This is a genomic window from Microbulbifer agarilyticus, assembly GCF_020171345.1.
Lineage (GTDB): Bacteria > Pseudomonadota > Gammaproteobacteria > Pseudomonadales > Cellvibrionaceae > Microbulbifer > Microbulbifer agarilyticus_D.
Genome location: NZ_JAIUZM010000001.1, coordinates 793,124 through 818,233, shown reverse-complemented (window position 1 = coordinate 818,233; position 25,110 = coordinate 793,124). Strand labels below are relative to the sequence as shown.

20 protein-coding genes are annotated in these 25,110 nt (G+C 57.6%); 13 read left to right on the top strand and 7 right to left on the bottom strand.

What is annotated here, in order from left to right:
• Positions 1–57 precede the first annotated feature (57 nt).
• The 7 genes from murU to trpC all read left to right on the top strand — a co-directional run bounded on the left by murU (position 58) and on the right by trpC (position 7,005).
• Positions 58–753, top strand: a complete 696-nt coding sequence (gene murU, locus LCM31_RS03335; protein ID WP_224867540.1) for an N-acetylmuramate alpha-1-phosphate uridylyltransferase MurU — start codon at positions 58–60, stop codon at positions 751–753.
• Between the two features lie 212 nt (positions 754–965).
• A complete protein-coding gene (gene rpe, locus LCM31_RS03330; RefSeq protein ID WP_224867539.1) occupies positions 966–1,634 on the top strand; it encodes a ribulose-phosphate 3-epimerase in 669 nt (222 codons plus the stop codon).
• 330 nt (positions 1,635–1,964) lie between these two features.
• Positions 1,965–3,446, top strand: a complete 1,482-nt coding sequence (gene trpE, locus LCM31_RS03325; protein WP_224867538.1) for an anthranilate synthase component I — start codon at positions 1,965–1,967, stop codon at positions 3,444–3,446.
• 72 nt (positions 3,447–3,518) lie between these two features.
• Positions 3,519–4,373: an ion transporter gene (locus tag LCM31_RS03320; RefSeq protein ID WP_224867537.1), complete on the top strand. Its 855-nt coding sequence runs from the start codon at positions 3,519–3,521 to the stop codon at positions 4,371–4,373.
• Entirely contained in the window at positions 4,370–4,948 is a 579-nt protein-coding gene (locus tag LCM31_RS03315) for an anthranilate synthase component II (RefSeq protein WP_010133414.1), read from the top strand. Before LCM31_RS03320 ends, LCM31_RS03315 begins: the two co-directional genes overlap by 4 nt.
• Before the next feature lie 223 nt (positions 4,949–5,171).
• Positions 5,172–6,206 carry an anthranilate phosphoribosyltransferase gene (trpD, locus tag LCM31_RS03310; protein WP_224867536.1) on the top strand — a complete coding sequence of 345 codons (1,035 nt, stop codon included), beginning with the start codon at positions 5,172–5,174 and terminating at the stop codon, positions 6,204–6,206.
• A gap of 4 nt (positions 6,207–6,210) precedes the next feature.
• Complete coding sequence (gene trpC / locus LCM31_RS03305; protein WP_224867534.1) at positions 6,211–7,005, top strand: indole-3-glycerol phosphate synthase TrpC; 795 nt, start codon at positions 6,211–6,213, stop codon at positions 7,003–7,005.
• Positions 7,006–7,029: 24 nt separating this feature from the next.
• Here trpC and LCM31_RS03300 read toward each other — a convergent pair whose 3' ends face one another.
• The 3 genes from LCM31_RS03300 to crp all read right to left on the bottom strand — a co-directional run bounded on the left by LCM31_RS03300 (position 7,030) and on the right by crp (position 12,053).
• Positions 7,030–8,613, bottom strand: coding sequence for a tetratricopeptide repeat-containing sulfotransferase family protein (locus LCM31_RS03300; protein ID WP_224867532.1), 1,584 nt, complete (start codon positions 8,611–8,613; stop codon positions 7,030–7,032).
• Positions 8,614–8,693: 80 nt separating this feature from the next.
• Positions 8,694–11,162, bottom strand: a complete 2,469-nt coding sequence (locus tag LCM31_RS03295; RefSeq protein WP_224867530.1) for a TonB-dependent receptor — start codon at positions 11,160–11,162, stop codon at positions 8,694–8,696.
• Positions 11,163–11,417: 255 nt separating this feature from the next.
• Complete coding sequence (crp, locus tag LCM31_RS03290) at positions 11,418–12,053, bottom strand: cAMP-activated global transcriptional regulator CRP (protein ID WP_010133420.1); 636 nt, start codon at positions 12,051–12,053, stop codon at positions 11,418–11,420.
• A 330-nt stretch (positions 12,054–12,383) separates the two neighbouring features.
• Between crp and LCM31_RS03285 the strand changes: the two genes are divergently transcribed.
• The 5 genes from LCM31_RS03285 (at position 12,384) to LCM31_RS03265 (ending at position 16,133) form a co-directional block, all read left to right on the top strand.
• Positions 12,384–12,791: an OsmC family protein gene (locus LCM31_RS03285; protein WP_222230415.1), complete on the top strand. Its 408-nt coding sequence runs from the start codon at positions 12,384–12,386 to the stop codon at positions 12,789–12,791.
• A gap of 162 nt (positions 12,792–12,953) precedes the next feature.
• Positions 12,954–13,478 (top strand): asparaginase, encoded by a 525-nt coding sequence (locus LCM31_RS03280; RefSeq protein WP_224867528.1) that lies wholly within the window; start codon positions 12,954–12,956, stop codon positions 13,476–13,478.
• Between the two features lie 143 nt (positions 13,479–13,621).
• Positions 13,622–15,139, top strand: coding sequence for an aldehyde dehydrogenase (locus tag LCM31_RS03275; protein ID WP_224867527.1), 1,518 nt, complete (start codon positions 13,622–13,624; stop codon positions 15,137–15,139).
• A 188-nt stretch (positions 15,140–15,327) separates the two neighbouring features.
• Positions 15,328–15,642 (top strand): hypothetical protein, encoded by a 315-nt coding sequence (locus tag LCM31_RS03270; RefSeq protein WP_224867525.1) that lies wholly within the window; start codon positions 15,328–15,330, stop codon positions 15,640–15,642.
• A gap of 101 nt (positions 15,643–15,743) precedes the next feature.
• The gene (locus LCM31_RS03265; RefSeq protein ID WP_224867523.1) at positions 15,744–16,133 is read left to right on the top strand and encodes a SpoIIAA family protein; all 390 of its coding nucleotides are present in this window, start codon (positions 15,744–15,746) and stop codon (positions 16,131–16,133) included.
• A gap of 80 nt (positions 16,134–16,213) precedes the next feature.
• Here the strand turns inward: LCM31_RS03265 and LCM31_RS03260 are convergent, their stop codons facing one another.
• Positions 16,214–18,730, bottom strand: a complete 2,517-nt coding sequence (locus tag LCM31_RS03260) for a choice-of-anchor D domain-containing protein (RefSeq protein WP_224867521.1) — start codon at positions 18,728–18,730, stop codon at positions 16,214–16,216.
• A gap of 406 nt (positions 18,731–19,136) precedes the next feature.
• On the opposite strand from LCM31_RS03260, the gene LCM31_RS03255 reads away from it, so the two are divergent.
• Positions 19,137–21,437, top strand: coding sequence for a transporter substrate-binding domain-containing protein (locus LCM31_RS03255; RefSeq protein WP_224867519.1), 2,301 nt, complete (start codon positions 19,137–19,139; stop codon positions 21,435–21,437).
• An 82-nt stretch (positions 21,438–21,519) separates the two neighbouring features.
• On the opposite strand, the gene LCM31_RS03250 is transcribed toward LCM31_RS03255, so the two are convergent.
• From LCM31_RS03250 to LCM31_RS03240, 3 genes are all read right to left on the bottom strand, one after another.
• Positions 21,520–21,897 (bottom strand): RidA family protein, encoded by a 378-nt coding sequence (locus LCM31_RS03250; protein WP_224867517.1) that lies wholly within the window; start codon positions 21,895–21,897, stop codon positions 21,520–21,522.
• A 125-nt stretch (positions 21,898–22,022) separates the two neighbouring features.
• On the bottom strand, positions 22,023–23,516 hold the full coding sequence (locus LCM31_RS03245) for a CoA-acylating methylmalonate-semialdehyde dehydrogenase (protein ID WP_224867515.1): 1,494 nt from the start codon (positions 23,514–23,516) through the stop codon (positions 22,023–22,025).
• A 74-nt stretch (positions 23,517–23,590) separates the two neighbouring features.
• Positions 23,591–24,940: an aspartate aminotransferase family protein gene (locus LCM31_RS03240; protein ID WP_224867514.1), complete on the bottom strand. Its 1,350-nt coding sequence runs from the start codon at positions 24,938–24,940 to the stop codon at positions 23,591–23,593.
• Positions 24,941–25,110 lie beyond the last annotated feature (170 nt).

Sequence of the window (25,110 nt, the reverse complement as noted above, 5' to 3'; positions counted from 1 at the left end):
CATTGCCCGCTAGCTGCCCAATAACGCAGCCCAATAAAGCCCAATAAAAAGGACCGCATGACATCGCAACCGCCCAAGGCGCCCACCGCCATGCTACTTGCCGCCGGGTTCGGCAAGCGCATGCGCCCGCTTACCGATTTCACGCCCAAGCCGTTGATTCCGGTACTGGGCAAGCCGCTGATCGAATACGCCATCGAGCGCCTCGCCGCCGCCGGGGTTGTGAACCTTGTGATAAACCTCGCACACCTGGGCGGCCAGATCCGCGAGCATCTGGGTAGCGGTGAGCGTTTTGGTGTGCAGATTCAGTATTCGGAAGAGAGTGAACCGCTGGAAACCGCCGGTGGTATCTGCAAGGCATTTCCGCTGCTGGGCGAAGAGCCCTTTCTGGTAGTGAATGGCGATGTCTGGTGTGACTTTGATTTTTCCGCTTGGGTAAACAATCCGTTGCCGGAAAACTGCCCCGGTCGCCTGCTGATGGTACCCAACCCGCCGCACAACCCGGAGGGGGACTTCGGCATCGATGACGGCCTGCTCTCTGGCAGCACCAAGCCACGCTACACCTTCGCCGGCATCAGCTACCTGCGCCCGCAAATCCTTACCGAATACCCCAATGCCCGTGAATGCTATGGCCTTGGTGAAGTCTTCGCACATAACGAAGACAAGATGCAGGCGGAAGTCTACTCGGGGGACTGGTGTGACGTGGGTACGCCTGAGCGTCTGAATAATCTGGAAGAGAAACTGCGCGCTGAATAGCCAAAAAAGCGCACCCACTGCATAAGTCAAAATTGAAGGCGAGGTGCAGGCGGGGGCTTTCGGGATCGTCGCAAACAGGAAGTTTGCGCCGAAACGCCCAGGGATGGGTATACAGTGGTCCCGAAAGCCCCCGCCTGCACCTTGCCGCCACAAAAGCCAAAATAGGGCCCAACCAAGAAGGTCCTCCACTCAACTGGTACTGAGACGAGAAAATGCCGGACTACAAAATTGCACCCTCCATCCTCTCCGCCAACTTCGCCCGCCTGGGTGAGGAAGTGGATAATGTCCTCGCCGCTGGCGCCGACTGGGTGCACTTCGACGTAATGGACAACCACTACGTCCCCAACCTCACCATTGGCCCCATGGTGTGCAAAGCCCTGCGCAACCACGGCGTGGAAGCGCCAATCGACGTGCACCTGATGGTCGAGCCCGTCGACGACATGATCCGCATGTTCGCCGACGCCGGTGCCACCTACATCACCTTCCACCCGGAAGCGAGCAAGCACGTCGACCGCTCCCTGCAACTGATCAAATCCTTCGGCTGTAAGGCAGGCCTGGTATTCAACCCGGCTTCCAGCCTCGACGCCGCCAAATACGTGCTGGACAAGCTCGACATGATCCTGCTGATGTCCGTAAACCCGGGATTCGGCGGCCAGAAATTCATCCCCGCCACCCTCGACAAGCTCAGGGAAGCTCGCAAATTGATCGACGACTCCGGCCTCGATATCCGCCTGGAGATCGATGGCGGCGTGACCCGCGACAACATCCGCGAAATCGCCCAGGCCGGTGCCGACAGCTTCGTCGCGGGTTCAGCGATCTTCAATCAGGATGACTATGCAGAGGTTATAAGCGCCATGCGTGCCGAGCTGGCCCAGGCTTGAGAACCACGTTAGAGCGGCCTGCGAACTACTAGTCACTGAGGCAGGTGCCCGCGAAGCGGCGCTTGCCCACCCCAAGAGACCTTTGTACACTTGCTCGCCGGAATACAGGGAAGCAACTCGACGCTGCGAGATTCTGACATTGAACTGCACTGCCCACCTCAACAACAGCTGGCGATGGCGCCGCTGATCCGCTGAAGCCTGAAGACCTCACTCTATGAAGAGTCACACAACTAGGTCCGACGGGCGCCTTCCCCGCGGGTAGGATTCCACAACGATGGGAAATCCAGGCCCCGATAGAACAAACAAAGCATTGCACAGACCGGAGTCGCCATGACCCCCAGCGAATACACCCAGCTTGCGTCTGCAGGATACAACCGCATACCGCTCGTACGCCGCGTGCTGGCCGATATTGAAACCCCACTCACCACCTACATGAAGCTCGCTGCCCGCGATGGCGGCCGCTACAGCTACTTGCTGGAATCGGTACAGGGTGGGGAAAAATGGGGCCGCTACTCTATTATCGGCCTGCCCGCGCGCACCGTACTCAAGGTGACCGGTCACGAGATAACGGTTGAGCGTGACGGCAAAGTGATTGAGCAGAAGCAGGTCGACGACCCGTTGGCCTTCGTCGAAGCGTTCCGCGGCCGCTACAAAGTGCCAGAAATCGACGGGCTGCCGCGCTTCAATGGCGGCCTGGTGGGCTATTTCGGCTACGACGTCGTGCGCTATATCGAGCCGAAACTGGCCGACAGCTGCCCGCCGGATACCTTGGGTAACCCGGATATCCTGCTGATGGTAAGCGACGAACTGGTGGTGTTCGACAACCTGGCCGGTGCCGTGCTGTTTATCGTGCACGCCGACCCGCAGCAGGAAAATGCCTTCGAATCCGCCCAGCGTCGTTTGGACGAGCTGGTCGGTCAGTTGTCCCAGCCCCTCGACAGCGTCGAGCCGCTCGGGATTGACGGTGAGCACACCGCCGAAGACACCTTTGTTTCCCATTTCGGCGAAGATGCCTTCAAGCAGGGTGTACACAGGGTCAAGGACTATATCCTCGCCGGTGACGTGATGCAGGTAGTGCCGTCCCAGCGCCTGTCCGCGCCCTTTACCGTGCCGCCGTTGAATCTCTACCGCGCCTTGCGCAGCCTGAACCCCTCCCCATATATGTACTTCCTTGACCTGGGTGATCACCAGGTGGTCGGCTCCAGCCCGGAAATCCTGGTACACCTGGAAGATGGGGATATGACCGTGCGCCCGATCGCCGGTACCCGCCGCCGCGGCGCCACTGAAGAGCAGGACCTGGCACTGGAGCAAGATTTACTGGCGGATCCGAAAGAAATTGCCGAGCACCTGATGCTGATCGATCTGGGCCGCAATGATGTTGGCCGGGTTGCGCAGACCGGCACCGTGCAGGTGACGGAAAAGATGGTTGTGGAGCGTTACTCCCATGTAATGCACATCGTGTCGAATGTAACCGGCAAGATTAAACCGGGGCTTAATGCCATCGACGCCCTGCGCGCGGCGCACCCGGCGGGCACGCTTTCCGGTGCGCCCAAGATCCGTGCCATGGAAATTATTGATGAGCTCGAGCCGGAGAAGCGCGGCGTCTACGGCGGTGCCGTGGGCTACCTGGCGTGGAACGGCAATATGGATACCGCCATCGCCATCCGCACCGCGGTGATCAAGGATGGAAAAGTATTTGTACAGGCCGGTGCCGGCCTCGTGGCCGACTCCGATCCGCAGTCCGAGTGGGATGAGACCATGAACAAGGCGCGGGCACTGTTCCGCGCCGTAGCCATCGCTACCGGTGAATAACCCAAGCGTATTGAGAAACGTATTGAAACCCGTATTGAGACCCATGTTGAAACATTGGAAGACGTATTACCGATGAGTGAAATATCAGTACAACAGAAGCGTGGTTTTGCCGAGAGCTGCCGTCGCCTCGTAGAAGCGCCGATCTTCAATCAGGTAATTATTGGCCTGATTATGGTCAATGCGGTTGCTGTGGGCCTGGAAACCTCCACCTGGGTGGTCGAGCGTTTCAACGGCATGTTGCAGGGCGTGAACCAGTTGATCCTGCTGTCGTTTATGGTGGAAGCGGCCATCAAGATCGCCGCCGAGGGACGTCGTCCGTGGCGCTATTTTGCCAACGGCTGGAACTGCTTTGATTTCTCCATCATCGTGCTCAGCCTGATTCCGGCGGCCGGTCCCATGGCCACGCTGGCGCGCCTGGTGCGGGTGCTGCGGGTATTGCGCCTGGTTTCTGCGTTCCCCGAGCTGCGCCTGCTGGTGGACACGCTGCTGCGCAGCCTGCCCAGCATGTTCCATATCAGTTTGCTGATGGGGATTATTTTTTATATTTACGGTGTGGCCGGTTATTTCCTGTTTCACGAAATCGACCCCACCCACTGGCGCACCCTGCCCATCGCGCTGTTGAGCCTGTTCCGTATCGTCACCTTTGAGGACTGGACGGACATTATGTACACCGCGATGGATGCCATGCCCTACGCCTGGATCTATTTCATCAGCTTCGTGGTGATGGGCGCGTTTGTGATGATCAACCTGTTTATCGGGGTGGTGCTGAACAACTTGGAAGAGGCCAAGCTGCGCCGCTTGGACGAGCTTTCCATGCCGCCGAGCCAGACCGAAATTTTGCGCGAACTGCGTGCTACCCAGGAATCCCTTGCCCGCCTGCAGAAGCGTCTGGGCGAGGCGACACAGGATAGAGGAACCGAATCATGATCCTGATGATCGATAACTACGATTCATTCACGTTCAATATTGTGCAGTATCTGGCGGAGCTGGGTGCGGATGTGGTGGTGAAGCGCAATGACGAGATCAGCGTTGCCGATATCGAGCAGCTGAACCCGGAAAAAATTGTGATTTCCCCGGGCCCCTGTACGCCGAATGAGGCGGGTATCTCCATGGATACCATTCGCGCGTATGCGGGCAAGCTGCCGATTCTCGGCATCTGCCTCGGCCACCAGAGTATTGGCCAGGTGTTTGGTGGGCGCGTGGTGCGCGCCGGTGAGGTGATGCACGGCAAGACGTCACCGATTATCCACAATAACCTGGGGGTGTTTAACGGCCTGTCGAATCCGTTTGAGGCGACCCGTTATCACTCCTTGGTGGTGGAGAAGGGTAGTCTGCCGGACTGTCTTGAGGTCACTGCGTGGACCGAGACCGAAGATGGCGAGATGGATGAAATTATGGGGCTGCGTCATCGCGAGCTGCCGATCGAGGGGGTGCAGTTCCACCCGGAATCGATTTTGACTCAGCACGGGCACGATATGCTGAGGAATTTTTTGGAGTCTTGAGGTTTACTTGTGCGCTTCGTAGCGGATTTGGTGGCGGCACTGCTGCCGGGATCCGTTTGCGAGACACGCCGTAAACCCATCCATGGGGGCTCTTCTAAAACATCCCTGTTTTAGAAGGTCTCACAAACGGATCCCAGCATCAGTACCTTCACGTAGAAGACCTGAGCTTTATCGGAGATCTGCTATCCAACCTGATTAGGGATTTGGGGGAGGAGTAAAAATAATGAATATCCAGCAGGCCATTGCCAAATTGGTGGAAGGCGAACATCTCACCCGCGAAGAGATGCGCGGGACTATGGGGCAGATTATGCGCGGCGAAGCGGAAGACGCGCAGATCGGTGCGTTTCTGGTAGCCCTGCGTATGGCGGGAGAAACCGTTGACGAGATTACCGGCGCGGTGGAAGTGATGCGTGAGCTGGCCACCAAGGTCGAGCTCGACCCCACCCATGCAGTCGATATTGTGGGTACCGGTGGTGACGGGGCAAACCTGTTCAACGTCTCCAGTGCGTCCAGCTTTGTTGCAGCCGCTGCCGGCGCGCGGGTGGCCAAGCACGGCAATCGCTCGGTTTCCTCTTCTTCCGGTTCTGCCGATCTGCTGGAAAAGGCGGGCATCTATTTGCCGCTAACCCCGGAACAGGTGGCGCGCTGCGTGGATGGTGTTGGTGTGGGCTTTATGTTCGCGCCGAGCTATCACAGTGCCATGCGTCACGCGATTGGACCGCGCAAGGCGCTGGGCCTGCGCACTATTTTCAACCTGCTGGGGCCGCTGACCAATCCGGCCGGCGTAAAGCGCCAGGTAATCGGCGTGTTTGACCCGCACTACTGCCGCATGCTGGCGGAAGTTCTGCAGACGCTGGGTTCCGAGCACGTGCTGGTTCTGCACAGCGACGATGGGCTGGATGAAGTGAGTCTCGCCGCCGAGACCCGCGGTTGGGAATTAAAAGATGGTGAGCTAACCGAAATCGTTATCAAGCCCGAGGATTTCGATATCGAACCAAAAGCCATGGATGATCTGTGCGTGGATGGCTCCGAGGCCTCCCTCGCACTGATTCGCGATGCCTTGGGCAAGCGCGAAACACCTGCGGGCAACAAGGCTGCAGACATTATTGCCCTCAACGCCGGCATGGCTATTTACGTAAGCGGTGTAGCGGCGAGCCCCGCGGAAGGGGTGAGCATGGCGCAGGACGCGATTTATAGCGGACTGGCCGGGGAAAAAATTAACGAGCTGGCTGCCTTTACCAGCGCATTCAAAGAGTGAAGTCATGAGTACGCCAACAATTCTGAAGACCATTGTCGAGCGCAAGTGGGAAGAAGTCGCCGAGCGCAAGAGGCTGGTTAGCCAGGATGAAATGCAGCAGCGTGCGTTGCAGCAGCCGCCCTGTCGCGGTTTTGTGAAGGCGATTGAAGCCAAGCGCAATGCCGGTGAGGCAGCGGTGATTGCGGAGATTAAAAAGGCTTCGCCAAGCAAGGGCGTTATTCGCGAAGATTTTATTCCCGCGGAGATTGCCACCAGCTATGAAAAGGGTGGTGCGGCCTGCCTGTCGGTACTGACCGATGTGGACTTTTTCCAGGGTGCGGATGAATATCTGCAACAGGCGCGCAGTGCGGTGCGCCTGCCGGTTATCCGCAAAGATTTTATTGTTGATCCGTATCAGGTGTATGAGGCCCGCGCCATGGGTGCCGACTGTATCCTGTTGATTGCTGCCTGCCTGGACGATGCGCAGCTCACCAGTCTGAATGATTTGGCGCAAGAGTTGGGGCTGGATGTTCTGGTGGAAGTGCACGATCGCGAGGAGTTGGAGCGTGCGCTGAAGCTGCCGAACCGGTTGATCGGGATCAACAACCGCAACCTGCACACCTTTGATGTGCAGCTGGAAACTACCTTCAGCCTGCTGGGGATGATCCCGGACGACCGTATCGTGGTTACCGAGAGTGGTATCCACACCACGGACGATGTGGCCGCCATGCGTGGCCACAATGTCGACACCTTCCTGGTGGGCGAAGCGTTTATGCGCGAGGAAGAGCCCGGCCGTCGCCTGATGGAACTGTTTAACTAAGGGTTAGCCCGGCGATCTCATTTCTTAAATCAGCCCGGCCTCGGCAAAGATTTCCGCGGCCGGCTGTAACTCCTTCTCATACTTGCGCCAACGTTCCACCGCGCTGCGGTAAATAGGCTGGCGTACCTGCACACTGCTGGCCGTGGACACGGCGGCACCTGAACGATAAAACTCGAGACACTCTGCTTCCCAGGGCAACGCCAAATATTGCATCAGTACCCGCGCCTCTTGCTCCGGATTTTCTGTGAGTCTTTCGTAGTTCAGCGTATAGATTCTGTTCCCGAACAGACTGTTCCAGTGCGCCATTAAATCTTTATAGGCGCAGATGTAGCGTGCCGTATCGCTGAGGCTGTAGTGATAGTGGTAGTAGCGGAAGTTAAAAGAAAACAGTTGGCGGTAATTACTCAGGCATACATCCAGCGGGTTTCGGTCGAGCACCACGATTTTTGCCTGGGGCAGGCTGCGCAGGATAAATCCCAGATAGAGGAAATTCATTGGCAGTTTGTCGATCAGGCGCGTCGCGGTTTTGCCACGCTCATCGCAGCGTGCTACATAATCCCTGCCAATAGACTCCGCGTCCGCGGCGAGTGCCCCAGTGATTACCTCTGGATCCAGTGTTTGCGCCGAACGGCTTTGTGAATGGCGCTTGATTGCCAGCGGAAACTCATGCAGCTCACCGAGCGTTTCGATCTGAGAATGGCTCGCAAGAATGCGCTCTACCAGAGTTGTACCGGAGCGGGGCATCCCCAGAATAAACAGGCAGTTTTCCCCAAGGCTCGCGTGCACGCCTTCCGATAAATGTTCACCGCTGGGAAATGCGGATTTAATTGCCTCAAACAGTTCCGCGTCCTGCGAAAAGTCGTAGCCAATCTTCTCACGGTAGCGTGCTTTCGCCTGGGCGAGGTGGCGGAATGACTGGGTGTAATCGCCGGCGCGCTCCAGATCCCGGGCCAGTGCATGGCTCAGGTAGAGCTGGTCTTCGGCGGCGAGGCCGGGCCGGGCTAACAGCTTTTCAAGCTCGCCACTCGTTGCGGACTGCGTGTCATTTTTTGCCAGCTCGGACAGAGCCCAGCGCGCGCGACTGAATTTCGGCTGTAGTGAGATTGCTTTTTCATAAGTAGCGCGGGCTGCTTCCTGATTGCCAAGAAACTGCTCGGCAGATGCCAGGTTAAACTGGAACTGCGCATTGTCTGGTGCGAGTGCCACGGCACGTCGCAGTGGGATCACCGCTTTCGCGTGTTCATCAAACTTCGCATACACCACGCCGAGGGTGTCGAGAATCAGTGGGCGCTCGGGGCTTTCCGCCATGGCGGCGTCTGCCGCCTGTAGTGCTTTGGTATACAGGTTCAGCTGCGCACAGTAGCGGGCCTTCTGGCTCAAATATTCTGCGTTGCGCGGCGCTGTTGCCAGTGCGCGCTCGATCATTTCCAGCGCCTTGTTGACCTGCCCGGCCGCAGCGGCCGCGATACTGATCAGAAACCAGGCGTCACTGTGCGCGGGCTCCAACTGCAAAATCTGTCGGCAGCACTGGTGCAGCGTGCGCATATCGCCCCGGTTAAGGGCCTGTTCGGCAGCAGCGTGGAGTTGTGGAATCGAGGGGTTTTGCATGAATAGCAACCAATAAAAAAGCCGGCCGGGATAGTGTATCCCAGGCCGGCTTCCAATGAAGTTCTGAAGCTAAATCAGCATCAGAATTCGTAGGTGAAGCGGGCACCGATGGTGCGCGGGGTACCTACGTACTGGCCGTAAGAGCGCTGGGTGAAGCCATTGCCCCACTCGATGCCCGGGCCATTGTTTTCGTCCTGCAGATGGCGACGGCTGGTGCGGGTACCGGTGATGTAGTACTTGTCCCACAGGTTGTCGGCGAATGCCTGAACGGTCCACTTGTCCAAACGCAGAGTGGCGGACATATGGTGTACCGCGTAACCCGGGATCGCTTCACCACCGCGGTCACCAGCCATGATGTCGCCGGTGTCTTCGTCGATCATGTACAGCGGATCTTCCGGGCCACCGACCATGTTGTACACGTCGCTGGCGAAGACCAGACCGTAGTTCAGGTCCAGGTCGTAGCCGTTCAGTACCGTGGTGGTGTAATTCAGGTTCAGCGAGCCCTGGTGTTCCGCGTGTCCGGGCAGGCGGGCGCCGGCATAGACGTCGTATGGGCCAACCAGACCGGGAGCGTCTTCGCTCAGTTCTGCATCGGTATAGGCATAGGTGAATGCCAGGTCCAGGTTGTCACTAATCAGCCAGCTACCCTGCAGTTCGAAGCCCTGGCTGACCGCGGCACTGCCGTTGCCGGTAATCGGCAGGGAGCCGTTGGTGGTGGTGGTGGCCACCTGCAGGTCGGTCCAGTCGATGTAATAGAGCGCGGTGCTCACAGACAGGCGATCGCCAACCAGGCCCTTGTAGCCCACTTCGTAGTTGTCGATCTTGTCCGGATCGATCAGTACTTCATCCGACAGTGCACACAGCTGCTGGTTGTCACTGGCGATCTGCTCGGCGGTACACTCCGGTACGGAGTTAACGCCACCATTGCGGTAGCCCTGCGAGTAGGTGAAATACACCATGCCGTTGGCAGTGGCATCCCAGGCGACGTTGAATTTGAACAGGTCACCTTCGTCTTCACCCTGGTTTCTGCCCAGGTCTACGTTGATCGCGTCCTGGGGTTCGCCCAGGAATACGGTTTCAAACAGCGGCAGGCCGAAACCGCCGGTAATGTCGGTTTCAAACTTGTAGCGACGGTAGCCACCGGTAACCGACAGGGTGTCGGTGATGTCGTAGGTCAGCTCGCCGTAGAACGCGGATTCTTTTTCGTCGATATCGGTCAGCTGGATGTATTCCAGGTTGTCCGGACGCAGCTGCACGCCGCCCCAGTTGTCCACAACGAACTGGTCGAAGAAGGGGGTGAATTCTTCACTGATGGCATCGGATTGATATTCGTTCTGGAAGTAACCGGCTACCCACTTGAACGGGCCTTCGTGCTGGGAAGACATGCGCAGTTCGAAAGTGTCGGCCTTGTCCTTCACTTCCTCACGGGTATAGGCGGAGAAAGAGGGGAAGGAGTCATAGCCGTAGTCCAGGTCCAACAACAGGTCGGTCTGGTCACGTTGACCCAGCTCATCGTATTCGGACTGGCCGTAAACCATAGTGGCCTGGGCGAAGCCCAGATCGCCGATCAGCTCGATGCTGGTGAGTTTGTTGGTGTAGTGGTTAGGTTCTTCGTAGCGCATACCGGATTCGTAAGGGCCGGTATTGAAGGACAGCTGGTGAGCCAGCTGGCGACCTTCCGCCTTGGTGTCCTGGTAGTAGTGCCACAGGTTGGCTTCCAGCCAGTCGGTGGCCAGCCAGCGCACATTGATACGGCCAGACTTGGTGTCTTCACCGTTGGCATCTTTTACCCGGCGCAGGTTCGCGGCAACGTCGTCGGGGTTGCTGAAATCCGGGTCGGGGTTAGATACACCGGATTCACGTACGACATAGTTGTAATCGATAAAGCCGGGGTCCTGGATGCTGTCCGCGTTTACGCGCACGGCCAGGTTATCGGTAATTGCAAAGTTCAGGGTCGCACCGTATTCAGAGCCGAGGCCGGAGCTCTCCGCGTTGCTGCTGGCGCTACTGCGCACGGTTGCGGTGAATCCAGAAGGGTCCGCTTTAGCGGGGATATAGCGGATAGCGCCACCCATGGTGCCCTGGCCATACAAGGTGCCCTGGGGACCGATCAATACTTCCACGCGCTCCAGGTCGACGGGCTTCAGGTCTACCTGCAACGGGATGTCGCCCAGGTAAGTGGCAACGGTGCTGCTGCTGAAGCCCGGGCCGAGGCCGCCAGTGTTCAGGCCGCGCACCAGAATGTCCGGTCTCTCGTCCCGCGGGCCGCGATCGACCACGGTCAGGCCGGGGGTGTAGTAGGCGATCTTGGCGATGCTGTCGAGGCGCAGGTCTTCGATCTTCTCGCCACCCACCGCAGAAATATTGATGGGGATATCCATCACATTCTCTTCGCGGCGGGAGCCGGTTACCACCACTTCCTCAAACACGGGTTTGTTTTCCGTGTCGGCAGCCTGTGCAGAGGCAAGGTGCGGCATGGGCAGGGCGGCACAGGAAATCGCCAGTGCCAGATGGGATTTTTTCAGCCCGAGATAGTTGTTGTGTCTCACGTGGTTCCCCTGGAGCTTTTTGTTGTGTGTTATTTCGAGTGCAACCAACGTACCAGTGCGGAAAAGAATATGTTGCTAAATTTTTCGGCTGAACGGTGAATTATTTTGTGCCGGCGCGACAATTCGGTGCAAGCTTTGGTGGGGGCGAAAATTCTGGCCCCATTCTGGTGCGGGTGCTCGATTTTGGGGCGCCGTATGCGCCGCGCACAAAAAAGCCGGGCTCTTGCCCGGCTTTTGATCCGTGATGTCGGCCGCTTAGCGGGTGCCGTACACCACCATGGTTTTACCTTTCACCGATACCAGCCCCTGTTCTTCCAGGGTCTTCAGTACCCGGCCCACCATCTCGCGGGAACAGCCCACGATACGGCCGATTTCCTGGCGGGTGATCTTGATCTGCATGCCTTCCGGGTGGGTCATGGCATCTGGCTCGTTACACAGATCCAGCAGGGTGCGGGCTACGCGACCGGTGACGTCGAGGAACGCCAGGTCGCCCACCTTGCGGGTGGTGTTGCGCAGGCGCAGTGCCATCTGGGTAGCCAGATTGAACAGGAACTCCGGATGCTGGCGGGTCAGCTCCTGGAATTTGGTGTAGGAGATTTCTGCTACCTCACACTCGGTCTTGGTGCGAACCCAGGCGCTGCGGGTGTCCTGGTCGAACAGCCCCATCTCGCCAAAGAAGTCGCCATCGTTCAGGTAGGCAACGATCATCTCACGACCTTCGTCGTCTTCGATCAGAACGGTGACGGAACCACGCATAATGAAGTACAGAGACTCACAGCGGTCGCCGGCGTAAATAATGGTGCTCTTGGCTGGGTAGCGGCGGCGGTGGCAGTGGGCGAGGAAGTCTTCGATGTTGCCACTAGTCAGAGTGTCTTCGGTAGAGACCGTCACGGATCTACTCCTTTTTTTGAAATATTTGTGCCTGATCCCGGTTAAGGGGACGATTATCCCGCTAAAACCCTAGTGCAAACAGGGCCTTTACGAGGCAATCGTCCGCAATGTGATCTGGGCCACTTTTTGTATGGGGCATAGGCAGGGTTTGTTTATAGCGGTTGCGCACAGCGCTGACAACCACCGTAAGTAAAGGCTTACTCAGATGGTAGAGTGAGACTGCACATCCGTACCAGTTACCGGGAGCGCTGTTCTGCGGATTCCGCGGACTGTTGTGATAAGCTCCCGGCCCCCATCCAATATGAAGGAGAGAGTTCCATGGCGGGCGTAATGCAGGGTCAGGTGACCTGGGTAAATGGTGTCACTTTTGTCGGTGAAGCGGGCAGTGGCAATTCCGTGGTGATGGAAGGTGGCCAGAAAAACAATGGTATCCGCCCCATGGAAATGATTCTGCTGGGTGTGGGTGGCTGTGCATCCTACGACGTGGTGGGAATCCTGCAAAAGACCCGCCAGGACGTGGCCAGCTGTCACGTGGAACTGAAGGGTCACCGCCCGGACGCGGTGCCGGCGCCGTTCGAGAAAATCGAGATGGAATTTGTGGTGCGTGGGCGCAACATCAAGGAATCACAGGTGGCGCGCGCGGTGGAGCTGTCCGCAGAGAAGTACTGCTCCGCCTCCATCATGCTCGGCAAGGCCGGTGTGGAGATCGTGCATTCCTACCGTATCGAAGAAGTCTAAGCCCTTCTTTCCCTCAATCTTCCCCTGACTTGTCCGTGGTGTCGCACCGCGGGCAGGCGCCTGTCCCGCAACTCATGAATTGCATTGCGGGACACTAGAATTGTCTCGTTCTCTCCAGCCCACTAAGATGCGCACATTTGTACTCATTCAGCGGGAAAAACGATGACAGATCTCAACCAAAAGACCAGTGTCCGCATTCTCACTACCGGTGGCACCATCGAGAAGAGTTACTGCGAATCCGAAGGCACCCTGAAAAACCGTGCCTCGATTATTCGCGAGGGCCTGATCAGCAGCCTGCGCCTGCCCTATACCCACCTCGAGCTGGAGAGCATCCTCAACAAGGACTCTCTGGAGATGGACGACAGCGACCGCGACCAGATTTGTGCGGCCATCGCGCGCACCGCCGAGAAGGGCGACCCCATCGTGATTCTGCACGGAACCGACACCATGTCGGTCACCGCCGAATATTGCTTTGACAAGATGGGTACGCCCGCGGTGCCCGTGGTGTTCACTGGTGCCATGCGTCCCATGGGCTTTATCGATTCCGATGCCCGCCAGAACGTCACCGAAGCGTTGCTTGCTGCGCGCCTGCTGTCGCCGGGTTTCTATATCGCATTCCACAATCGGGTATTCGCGATTCCCGGTGCACGCAAGAATCTGGAGACCGGTACCTTCGAGGCCGTGTAAGCGGATCTCGCGGGTTTACAGCGACAGTTTCCCTGCAGCAAAATACAGACTCATTGATTTGTGATCACATTTTAGATATAAACTGAATAATCCTTCAGTTTTTAGCTGATAGCCAACTTTTCGTGTGCCAAACCGAGGTGACCATGACTGACAACCGGAACCCACAGCCAACGCCGCAAACCCTGCAGGAGTGGCTCGCCCGGGCCGACGAACTCACTATTGAGGGCCGTGCCTTTATCAACGGCGCCTACGTGGACGCGATCAGCGGCCAGACCCGCCCGTGTACCAGCCCGGCCGATGGCCGCGAGCTGGCACAGATCGCCAATTGTGGCCCGGAAGACGCCGAGATAGCGGTCAAGGTTGCCCGTGAGACCTTCGAATCCGGTATCTGGTCCGACATGCCACCTATGGAGCGCAAGAAGATCCTGGTGCGTTTCGCCGAGCTGATCGAAGAAAACCGCGAAGAAATCGCCCTGCTGGAAAGTCTCGACGCGGGCAAGCCCATCAGCGACACCATGAATGTGGATGTGCCCAGTGCGGTCACCACCATTCGCTGGAATGCGGAAGCGATCGACAAGATTTACGACGAAATTGCCCCCACCGGCCCCACCGAGATCGGCCTGATTACCCGCATGCCGCTGGGCGTTGTGGCAGCGATCGTGCCGTGGAACTTCCCGCTCTCCACCACCGCGTGGAAGCTGGGCCCGGCGCTCGCTACCGGCAACAGCGTGATCCTGAAACCGGCATCCAACACGCCACTCACCGCAATCAAGCTGGCGGGGCTGGCGAAACAGGCAGGTCTGCCGGATGGCGTGCTGAACGTACTGCCCGGACCGGGCAGCAGCCTGGGCAAGGCCCTGGGCCTGCACATGGATATCGATGGCTTGACCTTTACCGGTTCCACCGAAGTCGGCAAGACCCTGACCGAATACTCCGGCCAGTCCAACCTGAAGCGTACCTTCCTCGAGCTGGGCGGCAAGAGCCCGAATATCGTGTTTGCCGACGCCGACCTGGACAAGGCCGCGGAAGCGGCCGCACTGGCGGTGTTCTATAACCAGGGAGAGACTTGTACCGCTGGTACGCGTCTGCTGGTGGAGAAAGGCATCGCCGATACCTTTATCGAGAAGGTCAAGAAAGCTTCCGAGCGCTTCCAGCCGGGCCACCCGCAGGATCCCAACACCGTGATGGGTGCCCTGATTGACCAGAGCCAGTACGACACCGTGGAATTCTACGTGGCCAAAGGTCTGGAGCAGGGTGCTAGCCTGGTGTGCGGCGGCAAGCCGGCGGCAGCAGTGGAAGGTGGTCACTACTACGAGCCGACCATCTTCCGCGGTGTGAATAGCGATATGACCATTGCCCGCGAAGAGATCTTTGGCCCGGTACTGTCGATCATTGAATTCGAGACCGAAGAAGAAGCATTACAGATCGCCAACGATTCCATTTACGGTCTGGCCTCCGGCGTGTGGACCAAAGATCTCGCCCGCGCCCATCGCATGGCGCGTGACATTCGCGCGGGCTCGGTGTGGGTCAACAACTACTTTGGTGGCGACATCACCGTGCCCTTCGGTGGTTTCAAACAGTCCGGTAACGGCCGCGACAAGTCACTGCACGCGCTGGACAAGTACTGCGAGCTGAAGTCCACTTGGATTGACATCAGTTAATCATCTCTACGTTATCCCGTCTAAATTGACTCCTTTGGGCTGCTTTCGCAGCCCTTTTTTTGTTCAGGCTGGAGTCATTTTCACAAGGTTATGCTGAAACTGTGATCTACCGCGAAGGTCAAAGGCCGCCTGCGGTTTAGCATGGTGTCTATACCGATCTGTACAAAATATCCAACAAGGAAACAATTATGTTCAAGCATATCGCCACCACTCTGGTTGTTTCGGCTCTGGCATTGGGCGGTACCAGCGCCATGGCGAAACCCGACAAGCACAACAGCGATCTGCCCCCTGGCCTGCAAAAAAAAGTAGCGCGTGGTGGTGAATTGCCTCCCGGCTGGAAGAAAAAGCTTGCGCCCGGTTATGTCCTGGAAGACGAAATTTATCGTCATGCCGTGATCGTACAGCCGGTAGATTCTCGTGGCTTGGTGACCGTGCGCATTGAAGGCGAACTGGTTCGCCTGATCCATGCGACCCATGAAATTGTTGACGTACTGTCGCACTAAAAAGGGTCACCCGCCGAATTTGCCCTTTGAAAATATCTAGCCTATACCTGTGTGCTTAAGCCGTACGCGGGTTTAAGTCGTATGGGGGTATAGGAGCGAGCATGCACGAATATCATCATGGTTTTTCCGTCAGTGTAGAGCGTGTTGCCGATGAAAAAGTTCTGCTGACCATGCATGCGCGCGGAAAATTGCGGCATGAAGACTACCTGATCATGGTGCCCATGCTGGAGACTGCGATTGCAGGTATGAAAAGCCCGAAAATCGACGTGATGATGGATGCCCGGGAGATGGACGGCTGGGAAATGCATGCCGCCTGGGATGATTTAAAGCTTGGATTAAAGCACGGTCGCCAGTTCAACAAGGTGGCCATGGTAGGCAGTAAGTCCTGGCAGGAAACCGCGGCCAAGATCGGCAGCTGGTTTATTGGCGGCGAAGCCCGCTTCTTCGAAAACAAAACCGCGGCACTTGCCTGGCTGGTAGAAGAGGGTTGACGTCAATTTCTTAGCAAGTAAATTTTCATCAATAAAAAGGGGCGATAAATCGCCCCTTTTTATTTGGTTGTGCGTGAGAACTACTGACACAAGCTGCGAATGCTGTGCGACTCCTGAGCCGCATCCATCCACAAGAACACATCGTCGTCACTGAAGTAGTAGTACACCGAGTTGTTGGGCAGGATCAGCACGCTGATACCGCCGTAGCCGGACATAAACGGCAGCCACACCGGGCTACTGCAGCCACTCATGTTGCCGCTCACCTCGTGCGCCCACAAACCGTTGTTGTACTTGTAGTCGCTGAGAGGTTCCAAGCCACGATCGGCGCTGTTGCGCTGCAGCGCTGCATCCAATTCTCCCTGATGTAATACGGATTGACTGCCACCCGCTAGGAAGGCGCCGATCTTCGCCACATCGTCGCGCAGCCATATCAGCCCCCAACCGGTAAATGGTTGCTGCACACTGTCGTAGGTGCGACGGGTGAATTCGGCGGTGGGGCTGACACCCAGCGGTGCGAGAATTTCGTCTACTACAATATCGGTGAAAATATCACTGCTGCTGCCTTCAATGCCGCGCAGGTACGCATTCATTGCCGTGCCGAGAATATAGGTGTCGGACGTGTGATATACCCACTTGGTACCGGGTGCTGCCTTGCGCGAGTATTCGGTACAGCTGTAATTGATCTTGCTGGCGTGATCCTCCGGCAGGAACAGATCGTTGGTGTGGCTCGCCCCCTCGTCACTCATATAACCAGCCAGATTGTAATTACCAGTCCCCATATCCAGCGCATTGCCAAAGGTCACATCATTCCAGTTACCGTTGGTATTGCACTCGCTGATATAGCTGCCAATGGCTTGGTTAAAGGTTCCTGGATATTTCTTTTCCAGACGCATCATCGCACCACCGGCAAACACCGATTTGGCACTGGAATAAGACGGTACTACCAGCGATTCACAGTAGGGATAGTCACCGCGGCGGGAACCACACCCACCCATGTAATGGGTGCCGTCAATGACAAAACCTGCGAGCGAAATGTCTAGAGGGTCTTTGCCGTTCGGTGCGGCGAAGGCGGTGTAGTCAGTGCCGGGATAATCCTGGGCCAGTGCGCTGAGCGGTTTGCTGGGCATGCGATTGTTGACTTCGGCCTGATAATCGCTGATCAGCTGGTCGCTGTTGGCAACGCTGTGGGGCGTGTAGCTAGCCGCAAGTTGTCCCCACATATCCACCTGGAAGTACAGGCAGGTTTCACCGGCGATCTGATAGGCCACATCGGAGACAGAGCCGTCGTCCTTGAACAGGAATGTCATCATGCCATTGTGCACACAGTTGGCATTTTTCTGTTGCAGGGCAAATGGCAGGGCTACGCGGCTGTAACCGGCATCCCCATTTTCATTCCAGACCCGTCCCGGCGTCAGGATGTATTCCCACTCGGGGTGCGTGCTGACAATGGAGCCGCGCTTTACCGGGAAAATATGGCTGCCGCTCTGTACAAATTCAAAATTGAATTCTGGCAGGTGCTTGCGGGTGGTATCACGAGAGCCGGTGTAGCGGAATGTATCCTTGTGCTCATCGAACGCGCCGCCGGATGCCTCACCGAATAACTCCAGAGAGCCTTCAAACTGGTTGCCGGGCATGGCGGCAGCGGAAGGTAGTGCGTAGTGACTGTAATCCACCAGGCTGCCCGGATCGCTGCCGTTGATCAGCGTATTCATGCTCAGCGCACTGCGAGAAACATCGCCGCTACCGCTTAGCGGATCAAAGTCGTCTACACTGCCGCCGCCGGTGGAGGCGCTGCCGCTGAGGGTCACCGCAACACTCGGTTCGTCCGGATCATTGGAAGAGATATTGAGGCTACCGTTAAAGTTGCCATCCGCTTGCGGTGTAAATGCTACGTCGATATCACAGCTTGCGCTGGCACTTACACTGCCGCAATTGTTACTGGCTACCGAGAAAGGTGATGCCGGGTTGCTCACATTGCTGATAACAAGGGTGGCAGAGCCTTCGTTGGCAACGGTGATGGTGCGCGTGGAGCTCGTTCCTGTGCCGATGGCACCAAAACTGATACTTGCCGGTGCGCTAATGTCCGGTTCGGTCGGCGCGCCACCCGTCCCGGTTACCAGTGCGCGGTATCCATAACAGTAGTCGCCGGTGGTGGCGCCGGTGCCACGAAAGCGCAACTGCACGGCAACGTTATTGTCGATACCGGACGGCGCGCTATTGCTGGAGAACTGGCTGCCGTTGTCATCACCGTTGGCAATGGTTAACGTCGTTGTCCAGCTGCTGCCGCCGTCCGTGGAAATTTCGCCGTAACAGAACTCACCGTTTTCCAGCGAGGTCGCCGACATGGCGAGTTCCACGGAAACCGCGGAATAGCCCGCGGTAGAAAGTGCCTGTGTTGCGGTAGACGTGCCTCGCAGGCGCATACTGTTGCCATTGTATGCATCAACAGTGCCGGTGGTGGACCAGCCACTGATATCCCCGTTCGCAAAATTGTCCTGGTATATGGTATCTGCGGTGGCGCTGGTAGATGCCCAGGCGCCAATCAATATTGCCGCCGTGGTTAATTTAAATCCCGTCAAAATTCCGGAGGATTGCATAGTGTGTCCTCGATTGTTTTTTTGTTTGTGACCAAAGATTCTTCTGATCAAACGTTTTTTGGGAAGCTTGCCAAGGCATAACATGCGGGGTTTTCGCATTTCCCTATAGAACCAGCTGAGAGCTTGCAGAGGAGCCAGTCTGAATAGGTGGTCTATTTTGGCGCCAAGCCTAAGGCGGAAAATGCTTTGCTTTATGGAAGTTCGCTCAAATTGACGCGCGTCGCGGTGTGGAGGCCGAGATGGTATGGTTGTGCAAAATTTGTGCGGAATCGAAATTGCACACGGTTTGTGAGACAGTGCATGCTCGATACCGAAAACAGGAGATGTACGCGGTATGGCCGGGTTATTAGGAAAACGGACACAAGAAAAGGATTGCTTGGAGACCGTGAGAGCGGGATGGGTAGTAGTGATAGCCCTGCTCGGCGTTCTGCTGGCCGCCTGTGGTGATGCCACAAGGGAAGAGACGGCCGGGGGCATCGAGAATGGCAGCCCTGCAGAGGCGACTGAAGAGGCAACTGAAGAGGCGACTGAAGAAAGAGCTTCGCAGGCCAGCGAACCCGAAGCTCCCGCATTTACCAACTATATCAATCAGGGCGATCTCGCAGAGATTCACCAGCACGGTACCCTGCGGCTGCTGGCCCCCAAGGGACTGGAAGAGGTTTCTCTGCCGCGAGATGGCCTGCCCACAGTGGAATGGCGGGCTCTGGCCGAGAAGTTTGCCGAGCAGCGCGGGCTCGCGGTGCAATGGATTTATGTGGATAGCTTTGCCGACCTGATTCCCGCGCTGCGGGAAGGGCAGGGTGATGTGATTGCGGTGAACTTTACCCGCACCGAACAGCGTGCCGAACAGGTCCTGTATGTGCGCCCGTTGAAGTATGTTCAAGAGCAGCTGATCACCCGTCGCGTGCAGGGTTCGGCTCCCAAGTCGGCTGCCGCCGCTGAATCCATTTCTGCACCCATTTCCGCACCTATTAAGGTTGCGGTGCGCAAGGGCAGTGCTTTTGAAGAAACGATTTCCGAGTTGGCCGAGTCCTCCTCAAATAAGTCCCAGGTATCCCTGCAAGCCCAGATTCTCGATGAACCCATTAGTCAGGATGAATTGCTGGGCGGCGTCGCCGATGGCACTTTTGCCGCAACCATTATCGACAGCAATTTATCCGCAGTGTTGCTCGAAGATTTTCCCACGCTAAAGGCTGAAAACCTTACCGATCGCGGCCGCGCCATCGCCTGGGCGGTGCGCAGCGATGCCGCGGCGCTGGGGCAGGCATTAAATGAATTTCTGACCGAAGAGCACCTGGTCGCCGCACAGCAGCGCAACAATGCTCGTCGCGATTGGGCGCAGATCAAAGAAAGTAAAACCCTGCGCGTGCTGACCCGCAATCACCCCGCGTCCTACTTTATGTGGCGGGGCGAACTGATGGGCTTTGATTACGACTTGTTAAAGCGCTTTGCTGAAGACCATGGCTTGCGCCTGAGTATGGTGGTGCCCGGTCACGATGTGGATCTGGCGGAGGCGCTGGCAGAGGGCAAGGGGGATGTGATTGCCGCATCCTTGACCGTCACCGACGCGCGCAAACAGCAGGGGCTGGTATTTACCCGCCCATACATGCAGGTCACCGAACAATTGATCGCCGCCGCGGATAAAGCGCAGGAGATGATGGTCCCCGTTGCCGAGCGCTTAATCGGACAGTCCGTCGCGGTGAACCCTCTCAACAGCTATTACTCCAGCCTCGAAGCGCTGGCCGCACTGCAGGCTGACGTTGTGGAAAGTGAGGGCAGCAAGCCGGTTAATATTTTGCCGATTCAGGGTGCCACCACGGAACAGCTGATCGATGCGGTTGCCGAGGGACGCTACGACTACACCGTGGCGGATTCGCACCTGGTGCAAATCGAGCAAACCTATCGCGATGACTTTGTGGTGGTCGGTGACCTTTCCGAAGAGCAGGCTATTGCCTGGGCGGTACGCAAAGACCAGCCGGAATTGCTGGGCAAACTGAACGGCTTTCTGAACGAATACTACCGCGGCCTGTTTTTCAATGTGACCTACAACAAGTATTTCAAGGAAGAAAAGTTCATCAAGGGCAAGCAGGGCGAGCGCCTGCGGGATACCACCGAGCTGTCACCCTACGATCCGCTGGTGCGCAAGCATGCGGTGCCGGCCGATCTGGACTGGCGCATGGTGGTGTCGCAGATGTATCAGGAAAGTCGCTTCAATCCCAAGGCTCGCTCCTTTGCCGGCGCCCGCGGCTTGATGCAGGTGATGCCGCGCACCGGTAAACAACTCGGCATTTCCGATTTGTATCATCCGGAAAACAGTATTCGTGCGGGGGTATCTTATCTCGGTTGGCTGGAAGAGCGTTTCCCCTCATCGCTGCCGTTTGACCAGAAGATTTATTTTTCCCTGGCCGCCTACAACGCCGGACATGGGCATGTAAGAGACGCGCGAGTACTGGCGAAAAAGCTCGGCAAGGATCCGAATCGCTGGTTCGATAATGTGGAAGAGGCCATGCTGCTGCTGTCAAAACCGCAGTACTACAAAAAGGCGCGCTTCGGTTACGTGCGAGGGCGGGAGCCGGTGAATTATGTACGGGAAATTCGCGATCGCTATTTCGGCTATCTATCGGTGGCGAAAAAAGAGCGGTTGGGAGAAAGCCTAGGAGAACAACTCGGCGAGCAGTCAGGAGAGAAAGCGGCAGAGCAGCTTTGATTGGCGTCGCACAGGGGTTAGGGAAGATCAGGATTAACTGACCTTCCCTGACAGGGCATAAGCGGCTGCCTCAGCGTGTGCGTTAAACGCGCGCGGTCACCTGAATCTCAATTTTCATCGCGTCGTCCAGCAGGCGCGCTTCAAACATGGTGGCTGCCGGGCGCACGTCTCCCAGCCACTTTTCAAATACCGGCCAGCAGGGCTCGAAGTCATCGCGGTTGGGCAGGATGTAGGTCACCCGCACGATCTGCGCGATACTGCTGCCCGCTTCTTTCAGTGCCTGCTCAATATTCGCAAAACACTGGTCCGCCTGCTCAACGGCATCGTCACTGATACTGTTGCTGGCGTAGTTGTAGCCGGTGGTGCCGGATACGAAGACGTAATCGCCATCCACAACCGCACGGGAATATCCGATCTTGGTTTCAAATTCCGATCCGCTGGAAATAAGTCTTCTGCTCATTGTGCGCACTCCTTGATTTAATGGGGTAACTATTTTGGGGGCGGATAATGACACAAAGTACTTGAACAAAAAAACGCCCGCAGATTTCTCTGCGTGCGTTTTTCGTAGATAGCGAGTGGAGGGGATCAGTTACTCGGGAAAGAGAACTGTGCACCTTCGCGTACGCCGCTGGATGGCCAGCGCTGGGTGATGGTTTTGCGCTTGGTGTAGAAGCGCACACCGTCCGGGCCGTAGGCACCCAGGTCGCCGAACAGGGAGCGCTTCCAGCCGCCGAAGCTGTGGTAGGCCACCGGTACCGGCAGCGGTACGTTGATACCGACCATGCCCACCAGGATGTTGTCACTGAAGTAGCGCGCCGCTTCGCCGTCGCGGGTGAAGATGCAGGTACCGTTGCCGTACTCGTGATCGTTGATCAGCTGCATGGCCTGCTCCATGGATTCGGCGCGCACCACCAGCAGCACCGGGCCAAAGATTTCCTCTTCGTAGCAGGTCATGCCCTGCTTCACCTTGTCGATCAGGGTACCGCCGACAAAGAAGCCGTTTTCATAACCGGCCACTTTGGGGTCGCGGCCGTCGACCACAATGGTTGCACCCTGCTCGGCGGCGCTGGCGATATAGCCGTCCACCTTGTTCTTGTGTGCTTCGGTGATGACCGGGCCAAAGTCGTTGCTGCTGTCGGTGTAGGCACCCACTTTCAGGTCTTGCATGGCGTGGGACATCTTGTCGATAAAGGTATCCGCGGCTTCATCACCTACACACACCGCCACCGACAGCGCCATGCAGCGTTCACCGGAGGAACCGAAGGCGGCACCGGTCAGTGCGGCCACCGCATTATCCATGTCTGCATCCGGCATGATGATGGCGTGGTTCTTGGCACCGCCCAGTGCCTGGCAGCGTTTGCCATTGGCGCTGGCCGTGGCGTAAACGTATTCGGCGATCGGGGTGGAACCAACGAAGCTCACTGCTTCCACGCGCGGGTCGGTCAGCAGGGTATCCACCGCAACCTTATCGCCATTCACCACATTGAATACGCCGTCCGGCAGGCCCGCTTCCTGCAGCAGTTGGGCCAGCAGCAGGGCGCAGGAAGGGTCGCGCTCGGAGGGCTTCAGTACGAAGGTGTTGCCGCACACGATGGCCAGCGGGAACATCCACAGCGGTACCATGGCGGGGAAGTTGAACGGGGTAATACCGGCAACCACGCCCAGCGGCTGCATTTCGCTCCAGGAGTCGATGTCCGGGCCAACGTTGCGGCTGTGTTCGCCTTTGAGCATCTGCGGCGCAGTGCAGGCGAACTCCACGTTCTCGATACCGCGGGTCAGTTCACCCATGGCGTCGTGGGAAATCTTGCCGTGCTCTTCACCGATCAGCGCGCAGATTTGTTCTGCGTTGTCTTCCAGCAGCTGCTTGAACTTGAACATGATGCGCGCGCGTTTGATCGGCTGGGTGTTACGCCAGGTCTTGTAGGCCTCGGATGCAGCCGCCACCGCTTCTTCCACGGTGTCTTTCGCGGCGATCGCGACCTGCTTGGAAACCTCACCGGTTGCCGGGTTGAAGACGTCCTGGGTGCGCTCGGCGGCGTCGACGGTTTTGCCGTTAATAAAATGACCAACAATACTCATGTTGTTTCCTTGGTTAACTCTCTAAAAGTTTCGTGTTCTTGATACGTTTGGTTTGTGTGCTTGGTTGGCCGGTCTCAGCCGGCAGCGACGCTGCTGATGGCATCGCCCAGGGCGCTGACCAGGGTGTCGACTTCTTCCGCCTCGGCCACAAACGGCAGGCCCAGCTGGATGGTGTCGCCACCGTAGCGCACATAAAAACCCTTTTCCCACATCTTCATTGCGATCTGGTAAGGACGCAGCAGCGGTTCACCCGGTGCGGCCTCGATGGTGAGGCCCGCGGCAACACCGCAGTTGCGGATGTCGGTCACCAGTGGGGTGCCCTTCAACTGGTGCACGCGGTCTTCCAGTACCACTGCCAGTTCGGCGGCGCGGGAGAAGAGGTTTTCCTTCTCCAGAATATCCAGTGACGCCAGCGCTGCCGCGCAGGACACCGGGTGGGCGGAATAGGTGTAACCGTGGGGCAGTTCCAGCAGGTACTCGGGGCCGCCCTGGTCCATAAACGTATCGTAAATTTCCTGCTTGGCGATGACCGCGCCCATGGGGACGGCGCCATTGGTCAGCTGCTTGGCCGTGTTGAGGATGTCCGGGGTAACACCGAAGGCCTCGGCGCCGGTGGCGGCACCCATACGGCCGAAGGCGGTGATCACCTCGTCGAAAATCAGCAGGATGTTGTGCTGGTCGCAAATCTCGCGCAGGCGCTGCAGGTAGCCCACGGGGGGCGGCAGTACCCCGGCGGAGCCGGCCATGGGCTCGACGATGACCGCGGCGATGTTGGAGGCATCGTGCAGGGCGATCATTTCCAGCAGCTCGTCTGCCAGGTGGGCACCTTCCTCGGGCATGCCCTTGCAGAACTTGTTCTGTGGCAGCACGGTGTGCGGCAGGTGGTCGGCATCTACGGCGGTGCCGTACAGCGCGCGGTTGGCACCGATACCGCCGACACTGATGCCGCCAAAGTTCACTCCGTGGTAACCCTTGGCGCGGCCGATCAGCTTGGTTTTCGATGGCATGCCCTTTTTGCGCCAGTAGGCGCGGGCGATCTTCAGGGAGGTTTCCGCAGACTCGGAACCGGAGCCGGTGAAGAACACGCGGTTCAGGCCTTCCGGCATAAGCTGGGTGATGCGCTCTGCCAGCTGGAAGGCCTTGGGGTGGCCAAACTGGAACGCCGGTGCGTAGTCCAGGGTGCGCAACTGCTCACTCACCGCGTCGGCAATTTCCACGCGGTTGTGGCCAGCGCCGCAGGTCCACAGGCCGGAGAGGCCGTCGAAGATGCGGCGGCCGTCGGCGCTGGTGTAGTAGCAGCCCTCGGCGCCTTTGATGATGCGCGGGTCCTGCTTGAATTGGCGGTTACCGGTGTAGGCCATCCAGTGGGCATCCAGCTGGGCCTGGGTCAGGCCGGCAAACTTGTCGTTCACGCTCATGTCCATTGCTCTGCTCCCCTTTATTCCTGTTTCTTGTCTCTTGCTGCTTATCGATAGCAGCTTGATTGGTTTGGTTGCAGCCAATGTAGAAGAGCTTTAATGTTGCATAAACTGTTATTTATCGATGTTCAGTTTCACTCCCATACAACTAAGAGTGTGCAACTAAGCATCGAAAG

What these genes read in the sequence shown, in the direction of transcription:
- trpD (WP_224867536.1), top strand. Translation starts at nt 5,172, where the DNA reads ATGAATATCCAGCAGGCCATTGCCAAATTGGTGGAAGGCGAACATCTC.
- LCM31_RS03300 (WP_224867532.1), bottom strand. Translation starts at nt 8,613, where the DNA reads ATGCAAAACCCCTCGATTCCACAACTCCACGCTGCTGCCGAACAGGCC.
- LCM31_RS03275 (WP_224867527.1), top strand. Translation starts at nt 13,622, where the DNA reads ATGACTGACAACCGGAACCCACAGCCAACGCCGCAAACCCTGCAGGAG.
- LCM31_RS03250 (WP_224867517.1), bottom strand. Translation starts at nt 21,897, where the DNA reads ATGAGCAGAAGACTTATTTCCAGCGGATCGGAATTTGAAACCAAGATC.
- LCM31_RS03320 (WP_224867537.1), top strand. Translation starts at nt 3,519, where the DNA reads ATGAGTGAAATATCAGTACAACAGAAGCGTGGTTTTGCCGAGAGCTGC.
- LCM31_RS03315 (WP_010133414.1), top strand. Translation starts at nt 4,370, where the DNA reads ATGATCCTGATGATCGATAACTACGATTCATTCACGTTCAATATTGTG.
- trpC (WP_224867534.1), top strand. Translation starts at nt 6,211, where the DNA reads ATGAGTACGCCAACAATTCTGAAGACCATTGTCGAGCGCAAGTGGGAA.
- LCM31_RS03265 (WP_224867523.1), top strand. Translation starts at nt 15,744, where the DNA reads ATGCACGAATATCATCATGGTTTTTCCGTCAGTGTAGAGCGTGTTGCC.
- LCM31_RS03280 (WP_224867528.1), top strand. Translation starts at nt 12,954, where the DNA reads ATGACAGATCTCAACCAAAAGACCAGTGTCCGCATTCTCACTACCGGT.
- trpE (WP_224867538.1), top strand. Translation starts at nt 1,965, where the DNA reads ATGACCCCCAGCGAATACACCCAGCTTGCGTCTGCAGGATACAACCGC.
- rpe (WP_224867539.1), top strand. Translation starts at nt 966, where the DNA reads ATGCCGGACTACAAAATTGCACCCTCCATCCTCTCCGCCAACTTCGCC.
- LCM31_RS03240 (WP_224867514.1), bottom strand. Translation starts at nt 24,940, where the DNA reads ATGGACATGAGCGTGAACGACAAGTTTGCCGGCCTGACCCAGGCCCAG.
- LCM31_RS03260 (WP_224867521.1), bottom strand. Translation starts at nt 18,730, where the DNA reads ATGCAATCCTCCGGAATTTTGACGGGATTTAAATTAACCACGGCGGCA.
- LCM31_RS03245 (WP_224867515.1), bottom strand. Translation starts at nt 23,516, where the DNA reads ATGAGTATTGTTGGTCATTTTATTAACGGCAAAACCGTCGACGCCGCC.
- LCM31_RS03285 (WP_222230415.1), top strand. Translation starts at nt 12,384, where the DNA reads ATGCAGGGTCAGGTGACCTGGGTAAATGGTGTCACTTTTGTCGGTGAA.
- murU (WP_224867540.1), top strand. Translation starts at nt 58, where the DNA reads ATGACATCGCAACCGCCCAAGGCGCCCACCGCCATGCTACTTGCCGCC.
- LCM31_RS03270 (WP_224867525.1), top strand. Translation starts at nt 15,328, where the DNA reads ATGTTCAAGCATATCGCCACCACTCTGGTTGTTTCGGCTCTGGCATTG.